The organism is Enterococcus durans, assembly GCF_002277935.1.
Taxonomy (GTDB): Bacteria; Bacillota; Bacilli; order Lactobacillales; family Enterococcaceae; genus Enterococcus_B; species Enterococcus_B durans.
Window position 1 is genome coordinate 1,809,623 of record NZ_CP022930.1, and the last position, 20,647, is coordinate 1,830,269.

Consider the following 20,647-nt stretch of genomic DNA (forward strand, 5'->3'; position numbering starts at 1 on the left):
TTTCACAATATGTAAGCAATGGAATTGATTTTTTCCTATATATACTGCTATGATGGATAAATCAAAGTAAACTTAAAAAATAGTGGGGGTAATTAAGTGAAAGATCATATCATCCCAAAGGCAACAGCTAAGCGCTTGCCTTTGTATTACCGGTATTTAAGAATTCTAAATAACGCTGGTAAGAAAAAAGTGTCATCAACTGAATTAAGCGAGGCCGTACAAGTCGACAGCGCAACGATTCGTCGCGACTTTTCCTATTTTGGGGAATTGGGAAAACGTGGGTATGGCTACGATGTTGAAGATTTAATGCATTTCTTTGCAAAGACCTTAAATGACGATCAGTTAACGAATGTTGCATTGATCGGAGTCGGTAACTTAGGAAGTGCACTTTTGAAATATAAATTCCATCAAAGTAATAGTATCCGTGTGAGCTGTGCTTTTGACGTCAATGAAGATATCGTTGGACGAATCGTAGATGGCATCCCAGTTTATCCAATGGAAGATATGTCAGAACAAATCAAGATCCAACAAATAGAAGTAGCTATCTTGACGATTCCCGCTGAAAGAGCTCAAGATGTGGTCAATCGTTTAACGGAGGCTGGAATCAAAGGGATTTTGAACTTTACATCAGCACGGTTGAATGCACCAACTGATGTTTTGATCCAAAACGTTGATCTGACAAATGAATTACAAACATTGATCTATTTTCTCCATTCGGATGCTTCTTTACATGGGACAGAAGAGAGCGAGTAACCGTGTTTGTTGCATGAAAAATCAATGATGGTATCAATAAGAAAGAAGTTTTTGAAACAGACGATGTTTCAAAAATCTCTTTCTTATTTTTATGAAGTTGGTAAGATAGGTATAATATATATTATGAAATAAGTAGAGTACTTTAGAACATTTCTTTTTCTTGTAACCGAACAAAAGTTCTTATATACTGTTCATAGGGGTGAGAGCGATGGAATTACAATTTCCTTTACATAATGATACATCAAGAAAAATCATTCATATTGACATGGATGCTTTTTTTGCCTCCGTCGAAGAACGCGACCATCCTGAGTTTCGCGGACATCCCTTAGTAATTGCTCGACACCCCAGTGATACAGGAGGAAGAGGGGTGGTGACAACGGCAAACTATGAGGCGAGAAAGTATGGTATCCATTCAGCGATGAGTGCGCAAAAAGCATATGAATTATGCCCACAAGCAATTTTTAAACCAGGCGATCATCATAAATACAGTGAAATTTCTAAGATCGTACGTGAAATCTTCTATCGTTACACAGATGTTGTGGAGCCAGTCAGTATCGATGAAGCATACTTAGATGTAACGAATAACAAAATCAACTGTAAATCTGCAATCAAAATTGCCCGTTTGATTCAAAAAGATATTTGGGAAGCTGTCCATCTCACTTGTTCTGCCGGGGTAAGCTATAATAAATTTTTAGCAAAATTAGCCTCTGATTTTCAAAAACCAAGAGGCATTACAGTAGTTGCACCACAAGATGCTGTTTTATTTTTAAAAGCATTACCAATTGAAAAGTTTCATGGTGTGGGAAAAAAGACTGTACCAAAAATGCATGAATTAGGTATTTTTACGGGAGCAGATCTTTATGAATGTACAGAAATGATGTTGATCAGAAACTTTGGTAAGATGGGATATTCACTTTATCGAAAGGTTAGGGGAATCCACGATTCTCCTGTCAATGTGACAAGAGAGAGAAAATCAGTCGGGAAAGAGCATACGTATGGGCAACCTTTGCAGACAGAAGAAGCAGTTTTAGCTCAACTTCGACAATTATCTGAGAACGTGGAAGAAGCGTTGAAACGGGTTCAAAAGCACGGAAAAACAGTTGTGTTAAAAGTACGCTATACGGATTATTCTACTACTACGAAACGAGTGACATTGCCTGAATATATTTATAAAAAAGAAGCACTTTTTTACCAAGCTAGTCTCATCTGGGAAGAAATCCTTGGTGTAGAGAAGGGGATTCGTTTATTAGGGATCACCTTGACTAATTTAGATCCGATGACTTATGAAAACATTGTCTTACCATTATGGGAGACAAAGGAATAAACAAAAGCATTTTTTCTGGTTATGACTTAAGCTAGGTGAAAATTGAAATGGCTTTAAGGAATTAGGATATGATATACTTCAAAGGTAGAAAAGTGAAAAGATGGTGGCTAGTCTCTTGAAAAAGGGGTGATGCCTATGGTTCATCGCTTTATCCCTAGAAGGGAGTAAGTAAGTGTCAACTTTTGAAGCAATTCAACTGATGATCGCGTTTGCGACATTGGTTTTGCTGATCATTGACTCTAAAGACCAAAAAAAATAACCATCTAACACTTTGACCAGTTATAGATGGTTAAAACCGTATATGACAGTCACCGTCTTTTTAACGGTTCTGCATTGGGGCTATGTTCGCGCATAGCTCCTTTTCTTTATATTAGCTGATATAATTCATTAGTGCAAGTGTAGTATTCAATTGAACAGAATGATTTGTATGGTTTGAGGTACAAAAATTGTTGCTAGGTGATGTTTGAACAAGGGGTCCTATGCTGTTAAGGCTATTTTACAGGTTTAATTCAATTTTTCTTCTGGTTGTAACTTAAGCTAAGTAGAATTTGAATGGCTTTTGAAAATTAGGATATGATATACTTCAGAGGTAGAAAAGTGAAAAGATGGTGGCTAGTCTCTTGAAAAAGGGGTGATGCCTATGGTTCATCGCTTTATCCCTAGAAGGGAGTAAGTAAGTGTCAACTTTTGAAGCAATTCAGCTGATGATCGCGTTTGCGACATTGGTCTTGCTGATCATTGACTCTAAAGACCAAAAAAATAACCATCTAATTCGCTTTGGCAGGCTTTAGATGGTTAAAATCCTATTACTGTCACCGTCTTTTTAACGGTTCTGCATTGGGGCTATGTTCACGCATAGCTCCTTTATCGTCTTAAGTATAGCAAAATAATTTTAAATCTGCAAATACTGAAGAATCTTGAAGCCTTTTTCGATTGCCTAGCATAACACTTTACACTCACTATAGATATAATAATACGCCAAATTAAGGAAGCCTTTCCATTTAAGGTCTGTAACTAGAGGTTTTTAGACACAAAAAAACCATTCGTATGAACGAATGGTTACAATTGATAAGGCTAAATCAAGTCTTGTTTTTTGATTTGTTCGTAGGTTTCAGTTGCATCAGTACATTTTTCCCAAATAACTACCTGATTCTCAGCTAAAGAGCGTTGAACATCGATGATACGTTGGTTACTGCTTCCACGAAATTGTAATTTTAAATCTCGTTTGCTGATCTCAAAACGACCATCCACTAAAATATCGATTTTTGACAAGAGCTCCAACTTGTCATCTGAATCTTGCAATAGTTCATCAAAAGTATAGCCAGTCCATGACCAGATATCTTTTGTGTGACCAAATTCCTGACGGATACGATCAACGACTTGCAGGCAGACATCCGTGTTTAAAAATGGTTCGCCACCTAATAAGGTCAGTCCTTGAACATAATCGTGACGTAAATCGTCCATGATTTGCTCTTCAAGTTCTTTAGTGAAGGGAGTGCCATAGCGGAAATTTTGGGCGGCTTTATTGAAGCAACCTTCACAAGCAAATAAACATCCACTAACATAAAGGCTATTTCTTACGCCCTCACCATCCACAAAATTAAATGGTTTGTAATCTGCAATATAGTTCTGGCTGTAATCTTGTGCCAGCCATTCTTTAGGTTTAGGATTTCGCATATAAAAACTTCTTTCTAATATAAGGTTATGAAAGCCCCCGCTTTGCACCATTCGGATAAGAATAGACCGAGCAAAATAGCTTTTCATATTTTGGTGAGGTATAGACTTATCTGAAAAGGTGTAGGGGATTGAATACCGTCAAATAAGGTTATGAAAGCCCCGCTTTGCACCATTCGGAAATAGACCGCGAAGTATGTTGCTCAAGTTATCGAAAACAACGGGCTGACGAGAGTCGTACGCATACAATAAGTAAGGCGAGGTTTGGGCAGAAGGTTTTACCCTGAGAAAGTAAGAAGAGATTCACGAAAATTTTTTTAAAAATTTTTATGCATTTCAGCTTCTTTGCCAAAGGCGTTGTTTCTGCACTAACCGTTTATTCATATTTAGAGCGTGAGACAAAATTATTTCTTTTGGCCCACGCTCTTTCTTTACAAATATAAACTGCTTATTTCATATGTTTTACGCGAGAAGAAATTTCCTTATGACGTCCATGAACCATTGGACGTGCTTGAGGATTTCCTAAATAACCACATGTTCTTTTTACAACATCACATGTTTTAGGATCGTGATTCCCACACTCAGGACATTCAAAGCCGCGTTCTGTTGGTTTAAAATCACCTTCGAAACCACAGTTGTAACAATGATCGATTGGTGTATTTGTTCCTAGATAGCCGATTTTGTCATAAGCATAGTCCCAGACAGCTTCCAATGCTTTAGGATTTTGTTGAAGCATTGGATATTCGCAATAATGGATGAAGCCACCTGAACAATATTGAGGATAATCTTTTTCAAAATCAAGTTTTTCAAAAGGTGTTGGATTCTTTCTAACGTCATAATGGAAACTATTTGTGTAATATTCTTTGTCAGTAATATTTTCGACCAAACCGAATTTTTCTGTATCTAAACGGCAGAAGCGGTCAGTCAAACTTTCACTTGGAGTAGAATAGACACTAAAATGATAACCGTATTCATCGCCCCATGAATCAGCTTTTGCTTTCAATTCTTTTACGATGTCAAGAGTGAAGTTTTTTGCTTCTGGGTTTGTTTCCCATTCGCCACCATAGAAAGCAGAGGCAACTTCGTACAATCCGATATAGCCTAATGAAACAGTAGCACGACGATTTTTGAATAACTCATCAACTGCATCTGTTCTTGAAAGGCGTTTGCCAAAGGCTCCGTACATGTAAAGGATAGGGGCGTTTGCAGGGATTGCTTCTTTACAACGATCTACGCGGTAAACTAAGGCATCTTTCATAATTGCCAAACGATCGGCCAAAATCTGCCAGAACTTTTCTTGATCTCCTTTTGCTTCCATCGCAATACGAGGTAAGTTTAAAGTAACCACGCCTAAATTCATTCTTCCTACATTGACTTCTTGACCATTTTCATCTTTCCATCCTTGTAAAAATGAGCGACAACCCATGGGTACTTTGAAGCTGCCAGTTAATTCAACGATTTTATCGTAGTTCAAAATATCAGGATACATCCGTTTTGTCGCACATTCTAATGCTAACTGTTTGATGTCATAATTAGGATCAGTTGGGTTTAGATTGATGCCATCTTTTAAAGTAAAAATCAATTTAGGGAAGATTGCTGTTCGTTTTTCGCTACCTAATCCATTGATTCTAATTTGTAAGATTGCTTTTTGGATTTCGCGTTCAAACCAATTTTTACCTAAACCAAAACCAAGAGAAGTAAATGGTGTTTGACCATTTGATGTAAACAGTGTATTGATTTCATATTCCAAGCTTTGCATTGCATCAAAAATGTCTTTTTTGGTTTTTGCTTTTGCGTATTCTTTTTGACGTTCGGGTGATTCGATCCATTCTTCGGCATCTTTTAAATGTTTGCTGTAATTTAGTTCAGCGAATGGAGCAAGCAATTCATCTGTTCGGTCAGCAGAACAACCGCCGTATTGGCTAGAAGCAACATTTGCAATGATTTGTGAAATTTGTGCTGTAGCAGTTTGAATCGATTTTGGTGATTCTACTTCGGCATTACCGATCTTGAATCCATTGTTCAGCATCCCTTTAAAGTCGATCAAGCAACAGTTTGTCATAGGCGTATATGGATGATAATCTAAATCGTGGTAATGGATATCTCCTTTTTGATGCGCATTTGCAATGTGTGGAGGTAACATTTTTAGCCCAATTGATTTTCCTACGATCCCTGCAGTCAGATCACGTTGCGTATTGAATACGTTACTATCTTTATTGGCATTTTCATTGACCACAGTTTGGTCTTTATTGATCAATTTTTCGATTGAGAAGTTGATATCAGTAGCTTTGCTTCTTGCAAAGTCACGTTTTGTACGATAATTGATATATTCTTCAGCTAACTCATATTCGTTCTTTTCTAATAAGATATGTTCAACGATATTTTGAATTTCATATATTTTAACATTGTCAGTGAAGCGATTTTTGATTTCTTGGACAACAAGATCAACGATTGTTTGGATTTTTTCATAAGTCAGTGGAGATAAGGAGCCGTGAATTTTCTTTTCTGCTTTGATTAAAGCTTCATTGATTTTTTTGTCATCGAAATCCACACGTCGGCCATCTCGCTTGATGATCGTGATATTCATGGACTCAGTGGTACCCGGATTTGTGTTTTTCACTTTGTATTCTACGTTCATATTCTTCAACTCCTGCTAAATTCTTCTTGTCTATCATAAAACAAAATTCAGCTGTGAGCAACTAAATACTTGCTACATATAGTATGCAAATGGTTGTATATTTGAATGTCTATACTATATATTGTGTATATTTCTTTGTGAAAAGAAGTGAAAACGTAAAGTTATAGCATTTTAAAATCAAAGGTCAGCGTGCAGTGAATAAAATAAATGAATAAAAAAATTTTAAATTTTTGTTTTCTGCGTATGAAGTGACAAAAACTAAAGAGAAAAAAAACTGTGGGTGTGCTACTATGCAAGTAAGACAAGTGCAGGGGGAAATACAATGGATAAGATGATCGAAGTTAGACACTTAAGTAAAAGTTATGGAAATAAACTTTCATCTGTAAAAGTTCTTGATAATATCTCCTTTTCAGTTGAAGAAGGGGAATTTGTCGGTATCATGGGACCAAGTGGTGCAGGCAAAACAACTCTATTGAATATTTTAGCGACTATCAGTTTGCCAACGATGGGAAGTGTTAAGATACAAGGAAATGAGATCACTAAAATGAAAAGCAATGAATTAAGTGATTTTCGCCGAAAAAAATTAGGCTTTATTTTCCAAGAATTCAATCTTGTGGATACTTTGAATGCAAAGGACAATATTTTACTTCCTTTAGCTGTGGAACGGATATCGAAAGTAGAAATGGAACGTAGAGTCTTGCATGCAGCACAGCTATTAAATATTGAAGAGATCCTGAAACGTTATCCTGATGAATTGTCGGTTGGCCAGCGTCAAAGAATTGCTGCTGCAAGGGCACTTGTCGTTCATCCTCAGGTTATTTTTGCCGATGAACCAACAGGATCACTAGATTCTAAGTCAGCGACTGAGCTATTGAACTATCTTAATACGATCAATCAAGTCGAAAAATCAACGATTCTATTAGTGACGCATGACCCGTACACCGCAAGCTATTGTAACCGAATTTTGTTTATCAAAGATGGAGTTATTTTCTCAGAAGTTGTTCGCAGAGGTTCAAGAAATGAATTTTTTGAACGTGTCATTGATATGCAAGCAACGATTGGAGGGGGTGGCAAGGTAAATGCTTTATAAGTTGGCTGCTAAAAGCTTTATGCGACAGTCACGAGGATATCTGGTTTATTTTTTCAGTTTAGTCTTAGCAACGATGATCTATTATTCTTTTAGCGCGATGACTTATGATAAATCATTGATTAGACGGACAAGCCAAGATTTTTCAATCGATGCTTTTTTTAATATTGGAAGCTGGATCATTATCATTGTTTTGTTCTTTTTCGTCATTAGTGCCAATCGTTTTTTTCTCAATCGAAGGCAAAAAGAATTTGGCATCTATCAACTATTTGGTATCAAAAAACGCCAAGTTGCAGTTATCTATGTTCTAGAAACAATGACAATGGGGTTGTTTGCTTGTATAACAGGTGTTGGTTTAGGTATCGTTTTTTCTAAATTATTCTCTATGATCTTGATACGAATGATGAAAATGACGATCAAAAGTCTCTTTTTTGTTTCATTTCCATCAATCGTTGAAACTGTTCTGATCCTTTTGTTACTGTTATCGTCCGTTTCACTCTATTCTTTATGGAAAATATGGCGTTACCCCCGTTTCCGCTCATTCGGTAAAAAAGAGCACACAGAGAGTTCAAAATTACGAATCCGTACACGGCATCGGCTGCTGGGCTTTCTTGGTCTATTGCTTATTTCTAGTGGCTATTTCTTTGCAGTCCATTATCGAGAGTTTATTACCAAAAATTTAGCCGCAACGGGAACATTACATTTTGCGATTTTTTTGACACTTTTGATTATTATTTTTTGCGTGGTGGGCACCTATCTCTTTTTCTGTTATTCTTTTCGCCTGATCTTGAATTTATTCAATCGTTCGGCTGTCAAATATAAAGGAATCAACTTTTTGCTGATTGGAAATACGCAGATCCATTTGCAAAAAAGTTGGCGGATCAATTCATTGATTACATTGGTTATAGCTATTTCATTATCAATGATTGGAGCGATCATGAGTATTTCCACGATCACTGCACGAACGGTCGATATTGCTAATCCAGTTTCTTATCAATTAGAGCCTGAGCTGGCGGAAAAAATCCGGCCGATATTATCTGATGGAAAGCAAAAGATTACAGATGAAATCACTTTGAACTATAAAGTGATCGGGGGCATCAATAATATTGATGATTTAGGTGAAGGTGAGGAGTCAAAGGTATTTAAATTAGTGAATTTGATTTCAGAAAAAGAGTATAATGCCTTTCGCAGAATCAATCCTAAAATGCCTAAGGTTGCGTTGACTTCTGATGAGAGCACTGTCTTACTGGATAGTACGCTTGATTTGTTTAAAAACTTTTCACTGTATGGTTCCACGATCTATCTCCCTGAGGTGAAGCTAGACATCCAGGCAAAAATGGTCAATTTCTTAGGTGATAGTGATGTGAATTATTTAGGCCCCACCTTGGTCGTGAGTGACAAAGTATTTACAGAAGCAAAAGGGGTCCATTATCAGCTCCTTAATTGGAATGTTGAAGGTGGAGATAATGAGCAAATCACAGAACGGTTAACGAAAGAAGTTACTACTACGTGGGACAAAACCGTTTACTACGATTATGATATAAAAGGAGACCAATTAGTCGGTCATATTGAGTCAAAGAAAATCCCTGAAAATATGGATAAAAATAAAGAAAATAATTATTTTTCGGAGGGTAGCCGTCTGAATTTTGTGGCACGTTATCCTGCCGTACGCTGGGCAGATCGAATTATCGGGATCATCACGTTTTTGGCTATTTTTCTCGGAATGATCGTGATCGTGGCAACCGGCAGTATGCTGATGGTGCGATTATTAGCTGAAGCAGAAGAAGAAAAAAGTAATTATCAGTTGTTGACGAAAATTGGAATTGCCCAAAAAAGAACAAATCGGATGATTTTTGAGCAAAATGCCATCATGTTTTTCCCGCCAATGATTTTGGGAATCATGCACACGATATTTGCTGTCAATGTGTTTTCTCAGTTTATAGCGACCGCTAGTTATTGGCTGCCATATCTCATCTGTGGTTTTCTGATCATCATTTATCTACTATTTTATTACATTACGAGTCGACTATATTGTCGAATCATTGAAGAATAACCAGCAGAAGGTGGTATTCCAGTTGAATAAAAAAACAAGTAACCACGAAAATCATGTCCATGATTCGTGGTTGCTTGTTTTTTTTTTGTGAGTGGCTGAAGCAAGTTTGATGAATAGGAAAGTCTGATAGTTTCATTAGATTGATTATTTTTTAATCGTGTATCTAACTTGTGACAAAACTGTTAGCGAGAAAACGCTTTCTGTTAGCGGAACAAATGTTGCTTTTTTCCAAAAGTGGGTAAACTTGTTTTGAGGTTTTAATTGGAGGGAAACAGGAGGGATTTCAAATGAAGAAATGGCGGAGTAATCCTCGGTTCAGGTATTGGGGTACCTTTGTTCTGCGAACACTTTTTTATGGCGCGATACTCTTTGTATTGATTTACTTATACCATTATAAAAATATTCAAGGTGGATCGTTTATTTATAACGAATTTTAGGAGGAAGACGATGAAAAGTAAAACGGTTGTTGAATCCATCGATTGGTTTGGACGTGAAGAACCCGATCGAGTCGCATATCAATCTGATGACGCAAGATATACTTTTGGTGAACTAAAGAAAAAATCAGATGCATTAGCAAATTATTTAGTGAAGAATGTAGTTGGCAATGATCCAATCGTTGTATTTGGAAATTTAGAGTTCGAGATGATTGTTTCATTTATCGGTGCTGTGAAAGCCGGACACGCATATCTTCCTATTGAAGAGCACACGCCGAAAGAACGCATAGAAACGATTCTTCGGGTGGCTCAGCCTTCTATGATCATCAGTGTTGGGGATTGGAAAATCGATTCTACAGATATCCCTGTTATTTCTAAAACTGAACTGGATTCAATCACTAAAGAAGATGTGGCTATTGAACCAAGCTTGATGGTAAAAGGGGATGAAACTTTCTACATTATTTTCACTTCTGGAACGACCGGTGAACCTAAAGGGGTACAAATAAGCCAAGATAATTTATATAGTTTTGTTCAATGGACGTTAGACGATTTTCAAATCAGTGAAGGAATGCGTTTTTTAGCACAGGCACCTTTTTCATTTGATTTATCAGTTTTTTCGATCTATCCCGCACTTGTTTCAGGTGGGGCGTTGAAGCCGCTAGAAAAAGCAGTCATTCAAGATTTCAAGCAATTATTTTCAACTTTAGCTCATTTAGCTATCGATGTGTGGGTCTCTACTCCTTCGTTTATGGATATTTGTTTGATGGAACCAACTTTCGATGAGCAGCATGTACCAGATTTATCAGTTTTCTTATTCTGTGGAGAAGAATTAACCAAAAAAACGGCACAAGAATTACTCACTCGCTTTCCTCATGCGTATATCTACAATACGTATGGACCAACAGAAGCCACTGTAGCCATCTCAGGTGTGCAGATCACTCAAGAGGTACTAGATCAATATGAACGATTGCCAATAGGATACATCAAATCGGACACTCGTGTTCTGATTGCTAGTGAAGGAGAATACGTTTCTGATGATCAAACGGGCGAGATCATTATTTCAGGACCTAGTGTTTCAAAAGGATATCTAAATAATCCGAAAAAAACAGAAGCTGCTTTTTTCAACTATGACGGTCAACCAAGCTATCACACAGGAGATGCGGGAAGATTGACGAAGGAAGGTCTACTCTTTTATGAAGGACGAATTGATCAACAGGTCAAGCTTCATGGCTATCGGATCGAATTAGGTGATATCGAGCATTACCTATTAAAGGATCAACGTGTCAAACAAGCAGTTGTCGTCCCTAAATATCAAGGAACAAAAGTACAGCAACTTGTTGCATTTGTGGTGTTGGAAAAAACAGCAGGACAACCAAACTTTCAATTAACAAAAGCAATCAAAGCGGAGTTAGCAAAAACATTGATGGATTATATGATTCCCCAAAGAATGAATTATGTTGATCTGTTGCCGCAAACAGTCAATGGGAAAATCGATCGAAAAAGACTGATTGCTGAGGTGAATCCGCAATGAATTTTCCACATATGATCCCGTATGCTGAACCGTATTATTTCTTATTTTTAGTCATTGGACTAATACCGATTGTTTTATCATTGCTGATTCGTGGTAAACGTTTATCCATTTATCAAACACTTATTACGCTGGTTTTTCTATTTATCAGTTTTGGTGGCGTTTATTGGCAACAAGGTGTGGCGCTGATTGCTTATGTCATCTGGCAAACATTGCTTGTCTGGGCATATTTTTCTTATCGTCAAAGAAAGAATCAAGGTGGCTGGTTTTATCTAGCCGTATTACTGGCTATTTTTCCTTTGTTTTTGACAAAAGTTACACCATTTGTTGAACATGGTAAGTCATCATTATTTGCTTTTTTAGGGATTTCTTATCTGACATTCAAATCTGTACAAATGATCATGGAAATGAGAGATGGAGCAATCAAAAGCTATCATCCTTTACGCTATATCCAGTTTCTCCTCTTTTTCCCAACGATTTCTTCTGGACCAATCGATCGTTACAGAAGATTTGAAAAAGATCAATTGGAGCCACCTGTACCAGATAAATATGTCGATATGTTGGGAAAAGGTGTTCAAAATATTTTTGTAGGTTTCTTATATAAATTTATTATCGGACACTATTTTGGACAAGTACTCTTACCAATTGTATCAAAAGTAGCATTGCATGATGGTGGCATTTCGTGGGCGCTTGTAGGCTATACTTATGTATACAGTATGTATCTGTTCTTTGACTTTGCCGGTTATAGTCTGTTTGCTGTCGGTACAAGTTACTTAATGGGTTATGACACACCGATAAACTTCAATAAGCCATTTTTATCTTGGAACATCAAAGAATTTTGGAATCGTTGGCATATGACATTGTCATTCTGGTTTAGAGACTATGTCTACATGCGATTGATGTTTTTCTTAATGAAGAAAAAATGGTTCAAAAGTAGAATCGTCACATCGAATATCGGCTACTTTGGCCTGTTTTTATTGATGGGAGTCTGGCATGGATTGACGTGGTACTATATTGTCTATGGCATATACCATGCAGGGTTGATTTGTGTAACAGATGCCTGGTTGAGGTTCAAGAAAAAACATAAACAAAAGATACCGTCAAATCGATTTACTCATGCATTCGCAGTCTTTATGACTTTCCAAGCTGTCTGCTTTAGCTTTTTGATTTTTTCAGGTTTCTTGGATCAGCTTTTCTTTAGATAACAGTAAAGTGAAATGATTGTGTCTATCAAAAAAATATAGAAAAATATGAAGGAGCGATTTTATCATGGAAGAACAAGTTTTGACAATTTTAGAAGAAATAACAGGAACAGATGAAGTAAAAGAAAATAGAGATATCGATTTATTTGGGGAAGGCTTACTTGACTCTCTGGCTTCGGTCCAACTGTTAGTAGAACTAGAAGGGCAATTAGATGTACAAGTACCTGTATCAGAATTTGACCGCGACAATTGGGGGACACCAAATAAAATTATTGCGCAAGTGCAAGAATTGAAGGGATAATGATGAAGAAGAAACTATTCGCTATTTTCGGTCCGATCCTTTTGGCTTTTGGATTAATAGCACTCTTTTTCACTTCTTCTTATCGTGTGAATTTAAATGATCCTACCCTCATAAAAAAAGCATCTACGTCAATGGCTGAGAATGTTTTAAAAGGGGATGCCATTAAGAATGAGGCATTATCGGAAAAACAATATGTTCCCTTTTTTGGATCAAGTGAATTAAGTAGGATTAGTCCATTCCATCCATCGGTATTAGCTGAAAAATACCAACGAAATTATCGGCCGTTTTTATTAGGGGCACCTGGTACACAATCTTTGAGTCAATATATGATGATGCGTTCAGCCGGGGATGACTTGAAACACAAAAAAGTAGTATTCATCATTTCACCTCAATGGTTCGTAAAAGAGGGTGTAAAAGACGACTATTTTAATACGTATTTCTCAGAACTCCAAACATTTGATTGGTTGTTCTCATTGAAAAAGATCACACCAACTGATCGCTATTTAGCAAGACGTCTGTTACATTTTTCTAAAGTAAAAGAGGATGAGGCACTGACAGAGGTGTTAAAAACGATTAAAGCAGGTGAGTTACCAGCGGCAGACAAAATCGATCAGTTCCAAAATAAATGGAACTTGCTGAAAAGGGAAGATGAGCTTTTTAGTAATATTGGCTTGAGCAATCAACAAGCGAAGATCGATCATGAAACAAAGGCTCTGCCAAACTCTTACCAAGAAGATTCTTTGGCAAACTTAGCTGAAAAAATTGGAAGAGCGGAAACGACGAACAATCCTTTTGAACTAAAAAATGATTTTTATACACATCGGATAAAAAAATATGTTGACCGACTAAAAGACTCACAAACACATTGGGATTACCGCTTTTCTCCAGAATTTTCAGATTTCCAATTAGTTTTGCAGCAGTTAGCGGAAGATCATGCGGAAGTCTTATTCATTATCCCTCCCGTTAACCAAAAGTGGAGTGATTACACAGGATTATCACAACAGATGATCCAAGAATTTGCGAAAAAAATCAAATTTCAGTTGAATACTCAAGGGTTTCATCGAATCGCTGACTTTACTCACCAAGCGAACCAACCTTATTTTATGGAAGATACGATCCATTTAGGTTGGAAAGGCTGGTTAGCAGCAGATCAACACATCCAGCCATTTTTAGAAAATGACCAGTCAACAAGCCATTATCAGTTAGACGATTCATTTTATAGTAAGGCGTGGCAAAAGCAATCCCCAGATCAACTGAAGGATGTACAAGTAAAACAGCAGTAAGTTGCGCTGTCTGAAACAATAAGAATGAACTACAAAAAGTAATGCTTGTTGTCTCGGTCTAAAGGAATTGAAAAAAATAGTAAATCCTTTCTCTCAACTGTGGAATAGAACTAAACGACGGGAACAGAAATAACTTCTTTGAACGAAACAAAAATCCTCAAAATTTGAAATTTTTTCGTGGATTTTTGTTTATTCCTTGGAGTTGAATATTTCTGTTCCGGTCGTTTTTCTCTGTTTTTCTTTATAGAAAAACAGAGAAACTAAAAAGTCCACATAATAAATGGTATAATCTTGATATCAATAGTTGAAATGGGGGAAATTGATTTTGGACAAAAAAGAAGAGAAATTACTGATTGATCTAACTTCAGCCAAAGGAGTACCTGGAAATGAAGAAGAGGTCAGAAAAGTTTATAAAAACTATGCCAAAGAATTTGCAGATGATATTTTTTATGATGGCTTAGGAAGTATTATTGCCAAACATGGCGCTGGTGGAGGTCCCAAGGTATTCATCTCTGGTCACATGGATGAAGTCGGATTCATGGTCACAAAAATCACGGATAAAGGATTTTTAGAATTTCAAACATTAGGGGGCTGGTGGGGGCAAGTCATGCTGGCTCAACAAGTAGAAATCAAAACGCAAGAAGGCAAAGTCATCCATGGCGTGATTGGTTCAAAACCACCTCATGTTTTGACTCCAGAAGTTCGGAACAAGCCTTATGATATCAAAGACATGTTCATTGATATTGGTGCAACTAGCGCAGCAGAGGCAAAAGAATGGGGAATCCGCCCGGGAGACATGGTTACTCCTTACATTGAATATAAACGTTTGAATGGTGGGAAATTTCTGTTAGCCAAAGCTTGGGACAATCGAATCGGAACGGCTGTTTCGTTACGCGTTCTTGAAAATTTGGCAAAAGAAAATCATCCGAATGTGTTGTTTGCCGGTAGTGACGTACAAGAAGAAGTTGGATTGCGTGGCGCTCGTACAAGCACGCATTTAGTAAATCCTGATATTGCCTTTGCTTTAGACACAGGGACAGCTGGTGATACTCCAGGAATGACACCGAAAGAAGCAGATTCTGTCTTAGGAAAAGGACCACAGATTCTGATCTTTGATGCTTCAATGATCCCACATAAAAAATTACTGAACTTTGTAATTGGTGTAGCTGAAGAAATGGACATACCTTTCCAATATACTGTGATCACAGGTGGAGGAACGGATGCTGGGCAAATGCATTTAACGAGAGATGGGGTACCATCTGTTGCAATCACTGTCCCTGTTCGATACTTACACTCACATACATCGGTTATCCATGAAGATGATTATTTAAATACAGTGAAGCTAGTCACAGAAGTGGTCAAACGATTGGATAGCGAAACTGTTGAAAAAATTCGGAGTTATGAATAATGAAAGATAGCTTAACTATTTCAGAATATCGTAAAAAAGCGCGCATCTCGCTTGAACATCAATGGGGGATGAATGCGTGGCTGATTTTTCTTTCCATGTTTCTCGTAGGATTAATCCAAGCATTTTTTGAAGGAGCTTTCTCAATAAATGATTCGCAGCATCAAATACTTCGTTTTTTACTTGAAAATCTCCTTCTGTTTGCTTTCTCATACGCTTTGTACTATATCGCTTTAGTCGTTGTACGTGGAGGCAGAGCAAAGTCTAATCTGTTATTCGTTGTCTTCCAAAAAGAATATTTTGGACCGATTTTAGTCATCAATCTGATCAATGTAGCCATTAACTGGCTGATCAATGCGTTGGTTTTATTACCTGGTCTATTGATTGGTGGAGTCAGTTCATATACAAAGTTACTTTTCAATGCAAATTCTGTTGCTCCAAGTATTGTGTCAGGCGACTTATTTGATGTCAGTTTTGTTTTGTTGACTGTGATCATGGTCTTTGTTTCTTTAGTTATCATGAGTATCATTGGTGGTCTATTTCAATTTGCTGCTTGGACAAAATTCGATTATCCAGAGCTTTCGATCATCCAATGTCTTAAATATGCCTGGTATCTATTAAAAGATCGCTTGGTCAAGTATATTTTATTGCAGCTTTCATTTATTGGCTGGTATATCTTGGGTGCTTTAGCCTTATTCATTGGATTACTATGGGTAATTGCTTACGTCAATGTAACGATTGCAGGATTTTATGAACAAGCGAGAATTGAGAAGAAAGATCCAACCGACTATTTTTCACTAGAAGCTAGAATATAGCCCAAAAAGTTTTGGTTATGTTAGGATAAAAAGTTGAGGGGGAATCACTCATGAAATTAACAGTTTTAGGGTGTTTAGGCGCCTATCCATATAAGAATCAGGGAACAACAAGTTATCTGCTGCAATCAGATGGCTTCAATCTTTTGATCGATGCAGGAAGTACAACACTGGTCAAGTTGGAAGAACAGCTTGATCCGTTAGCATTAGATGCAGTGATTTTGAGTCATTATCATCATGATCACATTGCAGATTTAGGTGTGCTGCAATATTATTGGCAATTGCATCCAGAAAAAGATCCTGAGGCGATTTTGCCAATCTATGGTCATACAAAAGATACGACTCATTTCGAGGAATTGACATTGCCAAATGTGACTGAAGGACGACCTTATTTTGAAGCAGAAGAATTAAAAGTAGGACCATTTACGATTACTTTTATGGAAACAATCCATCCGGTCGTATGCTACGCGATGCGAATCGTAGAGGAAACAACCGGCAAGATATTTGTGTTTACAGGAGATTCTGGTTATTTAGAAAGCTTTGCTGAATTTGCGAAAGACGCGGATCTTTTTTTAGCGGACACGTATCTATTTGCAGGAAATGAACGTCATAAAGCACACTTTACTTCAAAAGAGGCAGGCGAATTGTCTAGAGCAGCTGAGGTCAAAAAACTAGTTTTGACTCATTTGCCACAATTTGGTGATTTGGCACAGTTGAAAAATGAGGCACAAGAGGCCGCTGGAGCTAAGATCGAAGTGGAACTTGCCGCAGTAGATAAAGTATTTGACATCTAGGAGGAAAATGAAAATGATTTTTGTACCTAATGAGAACCACGATCCACGGATCAATTTAGCGATTGAACAGTTTTTATTACAAGAAATGCCTATAGATGAACCAATTTTACTTTTTTATATTAATGAACCTTCGATCATCATTGGAAGAAATCAAAATACGATCGAAGAAATCAACCGAGAGTACGTCGACGAACATGGGATACATGTCGTTCGTCGACTTAGTGGTGGCGGTGCGGTGTATCATGATTTTGGTAATTTGAATTTTAGCTTTATCATGCCGGATGATGGCGATTCTTTTCGTGATTTTGCAAAAGTAACCAAACCGATTATTCAAGCTTTGCATGAACTAGGTGTAGCAGGAGCTGAATTAAAGGGACGGAATGACTTAGTGATCGATGGTATGAAATTCTCTGGCAATGCAATGTATGCAACGAATGGACGAATGTTCGCCCATGGAACGATCATGTTTGATTCTGATATCAACGAAGTAGTCAATGCATTGAAAGTCAAGAAAGATAAGATCGAATCAAAAGGGATCAAATCCATTCGTTCCCGTGTGACGAACATCAAACCATTTCTTCCAAAAGAAAAACAAGGGATGACTACAGAAGAATTCCGTGAAGAAATTTTATTGAAGATCTTTGGTGTTCCATCAGTGGATCAAGTGAAAACTTATCAACTGACAGAAGAAGACTGGACAAAAATCAATGAAATCTCTGACCAGTATTATCGTAATTGGGATTGGAATTATGGAAAATCACCCGATTTCAATTTCTCTCGTCAACATCGTTTTCCAATTGGCTCTATCGAAGTCCATTTGAATGTCTCCAATGGTTTGATCCATGATGTTAAGATTTTTGGTGATTTCTTTGGATTAGGGGATATCAAGGATGTCGAGCAATTGCTAGTAGGCCAACGCTATGAAAAAGAAACATTGAAAAAAGTAGTAGAACAGATTGATATCAAAAAATATTTTGGCGCAATCGAACCAGAAGATTTACTTTCACTTTTGTATTGATCAAGTGAAACAACCAGGTTCTATTATTTTCTAGAACTACATCAAAGAGGTATAGATAAAAGTCGTTTCGATTTGAGAAATTAAAAAAACGAACAATACGTTTTTTGTATTGCTCGTTTTTTTTTTTTTTTTGAAATTTCCGAAAAACCTGACTTTTGGACGCCGTTTATTTGAGAGAGGCTGGGACAGAAGTGTTTAACTCCGAGAAATAAGAAGAAATAAACGAAAATTGCTTTTCAAATTTTTGTGAATTTCGGCTTATTTCCGAAGGAGTTGCTTCTGCTCCCGCCGTTTATTCGAGCGTCTGCAGCAAAACTGTTTGTAGATTTGTCCTACATTCTTATTTTGATTTAGAACATGCAATAAAAGTTTTTCTAACTTATTTCATCCTTTTCAAGGAGTCGATCATTTCACATCGCTTTATTTTCTCGGATTTTTGAACGGGTGTTTTAACTGTATCGTTAGGCGATCACTCTTATTGTCTTTTTCTTGCCTCAACGTACCAGCGTATCGTTCAGCGATATCTTTGATCATCGTGAGATCAAACTGTTCTTTTTCTTGCAATTCTTCTGTGATACCGTGAGAAAATAAGTTCGTTTCATAATGAGCGCTATGTTCACAGTGGATCAGTAATTCATCCTCTTTTTCTTTTAAGTGTAATGAAATTTTTCGTTGCATAGGGTCCTCGATAGCGTGAGTTTCCCGAAAAGAATGCTCTAGTACATGAATCAATAACTGTGTTAGATCATTGTCACTAACAGCCGGTTTTTCTGGAAGATCCGCTTTGAATTCTACTTGGATATTACGCTTAGAAGCAATATCTTGATAACGAGCTAGAATCAGATTTGTCAGTTGGTGTGCAGAGTAAGAGAAGATAAATTTAAAGTTCTGTGCCTCATTCAAGATGCCTCTAATTTCATTTTGTGCTTCTAAAGATTTATTTTCTAAAATTAGATCTTCAATGTTTTCCATATTTTGAATAAATTCGTGTCTTAATGAACTGATTTCTTGGATATGCTCTCGTAGTTGGTCATAGTGCTGTTCTAATAAATCGGACTTCACTTCAAGAAAGCCTACTGCCCTTTGGTGTTGGTCGAAACTGACGATATATTCGATGATATTATAAACAACGATCACAATCAAAATGAGCACGAATAAAATAGTTGACCAATTGATATCTGCTTGATAGATTCCTAATGCAGATTGGATATAAATCATGCAATGGAAAATCGCGATCAGGACGATCCATGGCGTACAAGCCACAAAAAAGCGATTGTTCTTATATGCCTCACCTATGGAAGCTAATGAGGTAACTAAGGTGCTAATAACACTTACAACGTTGACGATAGGCATCAGTTCCGGAAGTTCATTTGGTGTCATTAAAGAATAAACGAGCACACCTAGTTGTATCGAAATTTGAACGATACAAAATAAACCATATATTTTTTTATAATAGATCATTCGTGTCAGATAGTAAGAGATAATAAGTACTGATGTTAGAATAATAAAAACATGCGATAAAATCGAATGCACGATCGGTTCGAAGAGAACACCACTCAAGATGTCTTCTGAAACGGATTGGAATCCAAGAACTAATGCAAAACAACTAAGGATCAGTAAAGAAACATCGAGCTTTCTCTTCTTGTAGAGAATAAATGTCGAGTAGGACAAGGTTCCTATAGCTAAAAATACAGCAATGGTCATCGTGACTACTTGGGGAATGGACTGTGAGAAAATAAAGCTGATCATCGGTCCAGTTGTTCCGATATAGACTTTAGGAGGAAACCCAGCATAATTACGATAGGGAGAAGCAACTTCGATTTTTAATATTTTCCCAGCGTAGTCTGTAGGTAGATCGATCACAGCTAAAGAAAGTCCTGGGTTATTTTCTTCTAAAATATGAGAGCGATCATATAAGAGTTGTTTGTCTAGGTATACTCTGATCCATTGATGGTTTCCTTTGATCAATAGATTTGAATCATTTACTTGTTCTTTTAGGGTGGTTTCCATGACAAATGTTTCATTTCGATCGATTTTCGGAAGGTGTGTCACGTAGCGGCTATCAAAATGAAAATCAGGATCACTTTTCGAGTAATAACTCCAAGAATCAGTCAATTCTGTCACGTTGCCACGATCTGTAGGGGCAAAGATATAATAAAAAAAGTAAAAAATACTTAATAAAAATAACGAACATAATATAATCAAAAAAATCCATTTTATTTTTAGACTGGATTGTTCTTTTGTATTATTATTGTTATTGAAAATCTTCATAACATTATCCTTTCTGTCATGTAGTTTTTTTCAGATTATATGTTTTTTCATTTATAGTCAATCAAAAATA

Annotated in this window: 18 protein-coding genes and 1 pseudogene; 16 read left to right on the forward strand and 3 right to left on the reverse strand. The window is 36.9% G+C overall.

All coding sequences use genetic code 11. The features are described from left to right. Positions 1 to 96: 96 nt before the first annotated feature. From CJZ72_RS08600 to CJZ72_RS15285, 4 genes are all read left to right on the forward strand, one after another. Complete coding sequence (locus CJZ72_RS08600; protein ID WP_005878084.1) at positions 97 to 753, forward strand: redox-sensing transcriptional repressor Rex; 657 nt, start codon at positions 97 to 99, stop codon at positions 751 to 753. A 208-nt stretch (positions 754 to 961) separates the two neighbouring features. Continuing rightward, a complete protein-coding gene (gene dinB, locus CJZ72_RS08605) occupies positions 962 to 2,077 on the forward strand; it encodes a DNA polymerase IV (protein ID WP_081133921.1) in 1,116 nt (371 codons plus the stop codon). A 172-nt stretch (positions 2,078 to 2,249) separates the two neighbouring features. After that, positions 2,250 to 2,336, forward strand: a complete 87-nt coding sequence (locus tag CJZ72_RS15280) for a putative holin-like toxin (protein WP_016177055.1) — start codon at positions 2,250 to 2,252, stop codon at positions 2,334 to 2,336. 418 nt (positions 2,337 to 2,754) lie between these two features. Continuing rightward, entirely contained in the window at positions 2,755 to 2,868 is a 114-nt protein-coding gene (locus tag CJZ72_RS15285; protein ID WP_220150106.1) for a putative holin-like toxin, read from the forward strand. A gap of 283 nt (positions 2,869 to 3,151) precedes the next feature. Here CJZ72_RS15285 and nrdG read toward each other — a convergent pair whose 3' ends face one another. Continuing rightward, complete coding sequence (nrdG, locus tag CJZ72_RS08610) at positions 3,152 to 3,754, reverse strand: anaerobic ribonucleoside-triphosphate reductase activating protein (protein ID WP_005878087.1); 603 nt, start codon at positions 3,752 to 3,754, stop codon at positions 3,152 to 3,154. 445 nt (positions 3,755 to 4,199) lie between these two features. Further along, positions 4,200 to 6,338, reverse strand: coding sequence for an anaerobic ribonucleoside-triphosphate reductase (gene nrdD, locus CJZ72_RS08620; protein WP_226103317.1), 2,139 nt, complete (start codon positions 6,336 to 6,338; stop codon positions 4,200 to 4,202). A 373-nt stretch (positions 6,339 to 6,711) separates the two neighbouring features. Between nrdD and CJZ72_RS08625 the strand changes: the two genes are divergently transcribed. From CJZ72_RS08625 to CJZ72_RS15100, 12 genes and pseudogenes are all read left to right on the forward strand, one after another. Next, the gene (locus CJZ72_RS08625) at positions 6,712 to 7,479 is read left to right on the forward strand and encodes an ABC transporter ATP-binding protein (protein ID WP_005878090.1); all 768 of its coding nucleotides are present in this window, start codon (positions 6,712 to 6,714) and stop codon (positions 7,477 to 7,479) included. Next, entirely contained in the window at positions 7,469 to 9,529 is a 2,061-nt protein-coding gene (locus CJZ72_RS08630; RefSeq protein ID WP_081133919.1) for an FtsX-like permease family protein, read from the forward strand. Before CJZ72_RS08625 ends, CJZ72_RS08630 begins: the two co-directional genes overlap by 11 nt. 287 nt (positions 9,530 to 9,816) lie before the next feature. Beyond that, a complete protein-coding gene (locus CJZ72_RS08635; RefSeq protein WP_081133918.1) occupies positions 9,817 to 9,966 on the forward strand; it encodes a teichoic acid D-Ala incorporation-associated protein DltX in 150 nt (49 codons plus the stop codon). A gap of 10 nt (positions 9,967 to 9,976) precedes the next feature. After that, entirely contained in the window at positions 9,977 to 11,494 is a 1,518-nt protein-coding gene (gene dltA / locus CJZ72_RS08640; RefSeq protein ID WP_081133917.1) for a D-alanine--poly(phosphoribitol) ligase subunit DltA, read from the forward strand. Then, positions 11,491 to 12,696 (forward strand): D-alanyl-lipoteichoic acid biosynthesis protein DltB, encoded by a 1,206-nt coding sequence (dltB, locus tag CJZ72_RS08645; protein ID WP_005881132.1) that lies wholly within the window; start codon positions 11,491 to 11,493, stop codon positions 12,694 to 12,696. The genes dltA and dltB overlap by 4 nt, the downstream gene beginning before the upstream one ends. A gap of 64 nt (positions 12,697 to 12,760) precedes the next feature. Then, entirely contained in the window at positions 12,761 to 12,994 is a 234-nt protein-coding gene (gene dltC / locus CJZ72_RS08650; protein WP_005881129.1) for a D-alanine--poly(phosphoribitol) ligase subunit DltC, read from the forward strand. A 2-nt stretch (positions 12,995 to 12,996) separates the two neighbouring features. Next, complete coding sequence (gene dltD / locus CJZ72_RS08655) at positions 12,997 to 14,277, forward strand: D-alanyl-lipoteichoic acid biosynthesis protein DltD (protein ID WP_081133915.1); 1,281 nt, start codon at positions 12,997 to 12,999, stop codon at positions 14,275 to 14,277. 325 nt (positions 14,278 to 14,602) lie between these two features. Then, on the forward strand, positions 14,603 to 15,685 hold the full coding sequence (locus tag CJZ72_RS08660; RefSeq protein ID WP_081133914.1) for a M42 family metallopeptidase: 1,083 nt from the start codon (positions 14,603 to 14,605) through the stop codon (positions 15,683 to 15,685). Beyond that, positions 15,685 to 16,497 (forward strand): DUF975 family protein, encoded by an 813-nt coding sequence (locus CJZ72_RS08665; protein ID WP_081133913.1) that lies wholly within the window; start codon positions 15,685 to 15,687, stop codon positions 16,495 to 16,497. Before CJZ72_RS08660 ends, CJZ72_RS08665 begins: the two co-directional genes overlap by 1 nt. Before the next feature lie 50 nt (positions 16,498 to 16,547). After that, on the forward strand, positions 16,548 to 17,288 hold the full coding sequence (locus CJZ72_RS08670; RefSeq protein WP_081133912.1) for an MBL fold metallo-hydrolase: 741 nt from the start codon (positions 16,548 to 16,550) through the stop codon (positions 17,286 to 17,288). Positions 17,289 to 17,301: 13 nt separating this feature from the next. After that, positions 17,302 to 18,306 (forward strand): lipoate--protein ligase, encoded by a 1,005-nt coding sequence (locus tag CJZ72_RS08675; RefSeq protein WP_081133911.1) that lies wholly within the window; start codon positions 17,302 to 17,304, stop codon positions 18,304 to 18,306. A 180-nt stretch (positions 18,307 to 18,486) separates the two neighbouring features. Further along, a pseudogene (locus tag CJZ72_RS15100) lies at positions 18,487 to 18,606 on the forward strand (DUF3788 family protein); the annotation flags it as partial. Between the two features lie 120 nt (positions 18,607 to 18,726). Here CJZ72_RS15100 and CJZ72_RS08680 read toward each other — a convergent pair. Further along, a complete protein-coding gene (locus tag CJZ72_RS08680; protein WP_095443764.1) occupies positions 18,727 to 20,577 on the reverse strand; it encodes an ATP-binding protein in 1,851 nt (616 codons plus the stop codon). Positions 20,578 to 20,647: the final 70 nt, after the last annotated feature.

What these genes read in the sequence shown, in the direction of transcription:
- CJZ72_RS08675 (WP_081133911.1), top strand. Translation starts at nt 17,302, where the DNA reads ATGATTTTTGTACCTAATGAGAACCACGATCCACGGATCAATTTAGCG.
- CJZ72_RS08630 (WP_081133919.1), top strand. Translation starts at nt 7,469, where the DNA reads ATGCTTTATAAGTTGGCTGCTAAAAGCTTTATGCGACAGTCACGAGGA.
- dinB (WP_081133921.1), top strand. Translation starts at nt 962, where the DNA reads ATGGAATTACAATTTCCTTTACATAATGATACATCAAGAAAAATCATT.
- CJZ72_RS08670 (WP_081133912.1), top strand. Translation starts at nt 16,548, where the DNA reads ATGAAATTAACAGTTTTAGGGTGTTTAGGCGCCTATCCATATAAGAAT.
- nrdG (WP_005878087.1), bottom strand. Translation starts at nt 3,754, where the DNA reads ATGCGAAATCCTAAACCTAAAGAATGGCTGGCACAAGATTACAGCCAG.
- dltB (WP_005881132.1), top strand. Translation starts at nt 11,491, where the DNA reads ATGAATTTTCCACATATGATCCCGTATGCTGAACCGTATTATTTCTTA.
- CJZ72_RS08665 (WP_081133913.1), top strand. Translation starts at nt 15,685, where the DNA reads ATGAAAGATAGCTTAACTATTTCAGAATATCGTAAAAAAGCGCGCATC.
- CJZ72_RS08635 (WP_081133918.1), top strand. Translation starts at nt 9,817, where the DNA reads ATGAAGAAATGGCGGAGTAATCCTCGGTTCAGGTATTGGGGTACCTTT.
- dltC (WP_005881129.1), top strand. Translation starts at nt 12,761, where the DNA reads ATGGAAGAACAAGTTTTGACAATTTTAGAAGAAATAACAGGAACAGAT.
- CJZ72_RS08680 (WP_095443764.1), bottom strand. Translation starts at nt 20,577, where the DNA reads ATGAAGATTTTCAATAACAATAATAATACAAAAGAACAATCCAGTCTA.
- CJZ72_RS08625 (WP_005878090.1), top strand. Translation starts at nt 6,712, where the DNA reads ATGGATAAGATGATCGAAGTTAGACACTTAAGTAAAAGTTATGGAAAT.
- dltA (WP_081133917.1), top strand. Translation starts at nt 9,977, where the DNA reads ATGAAAAGTAAAACGGTTGTTGAATCCATCGATTGGTTTGGACGTGAA.
- nrdD (WP_226103317.1), bottom strand. Translation starts at nt 6,338, where the DNA reads ATGAATATCACGATCATCAAGCGAGATGGCCGACGTGTGGATTTCGAT.
- dltD (WP_081133915.1), top strand. Translation starts at nt 12,997, where the DNA reads ATGAAGAAGAAACTATTCGCTATTTTCGGTCCGATCCTTTTGGCTTTT.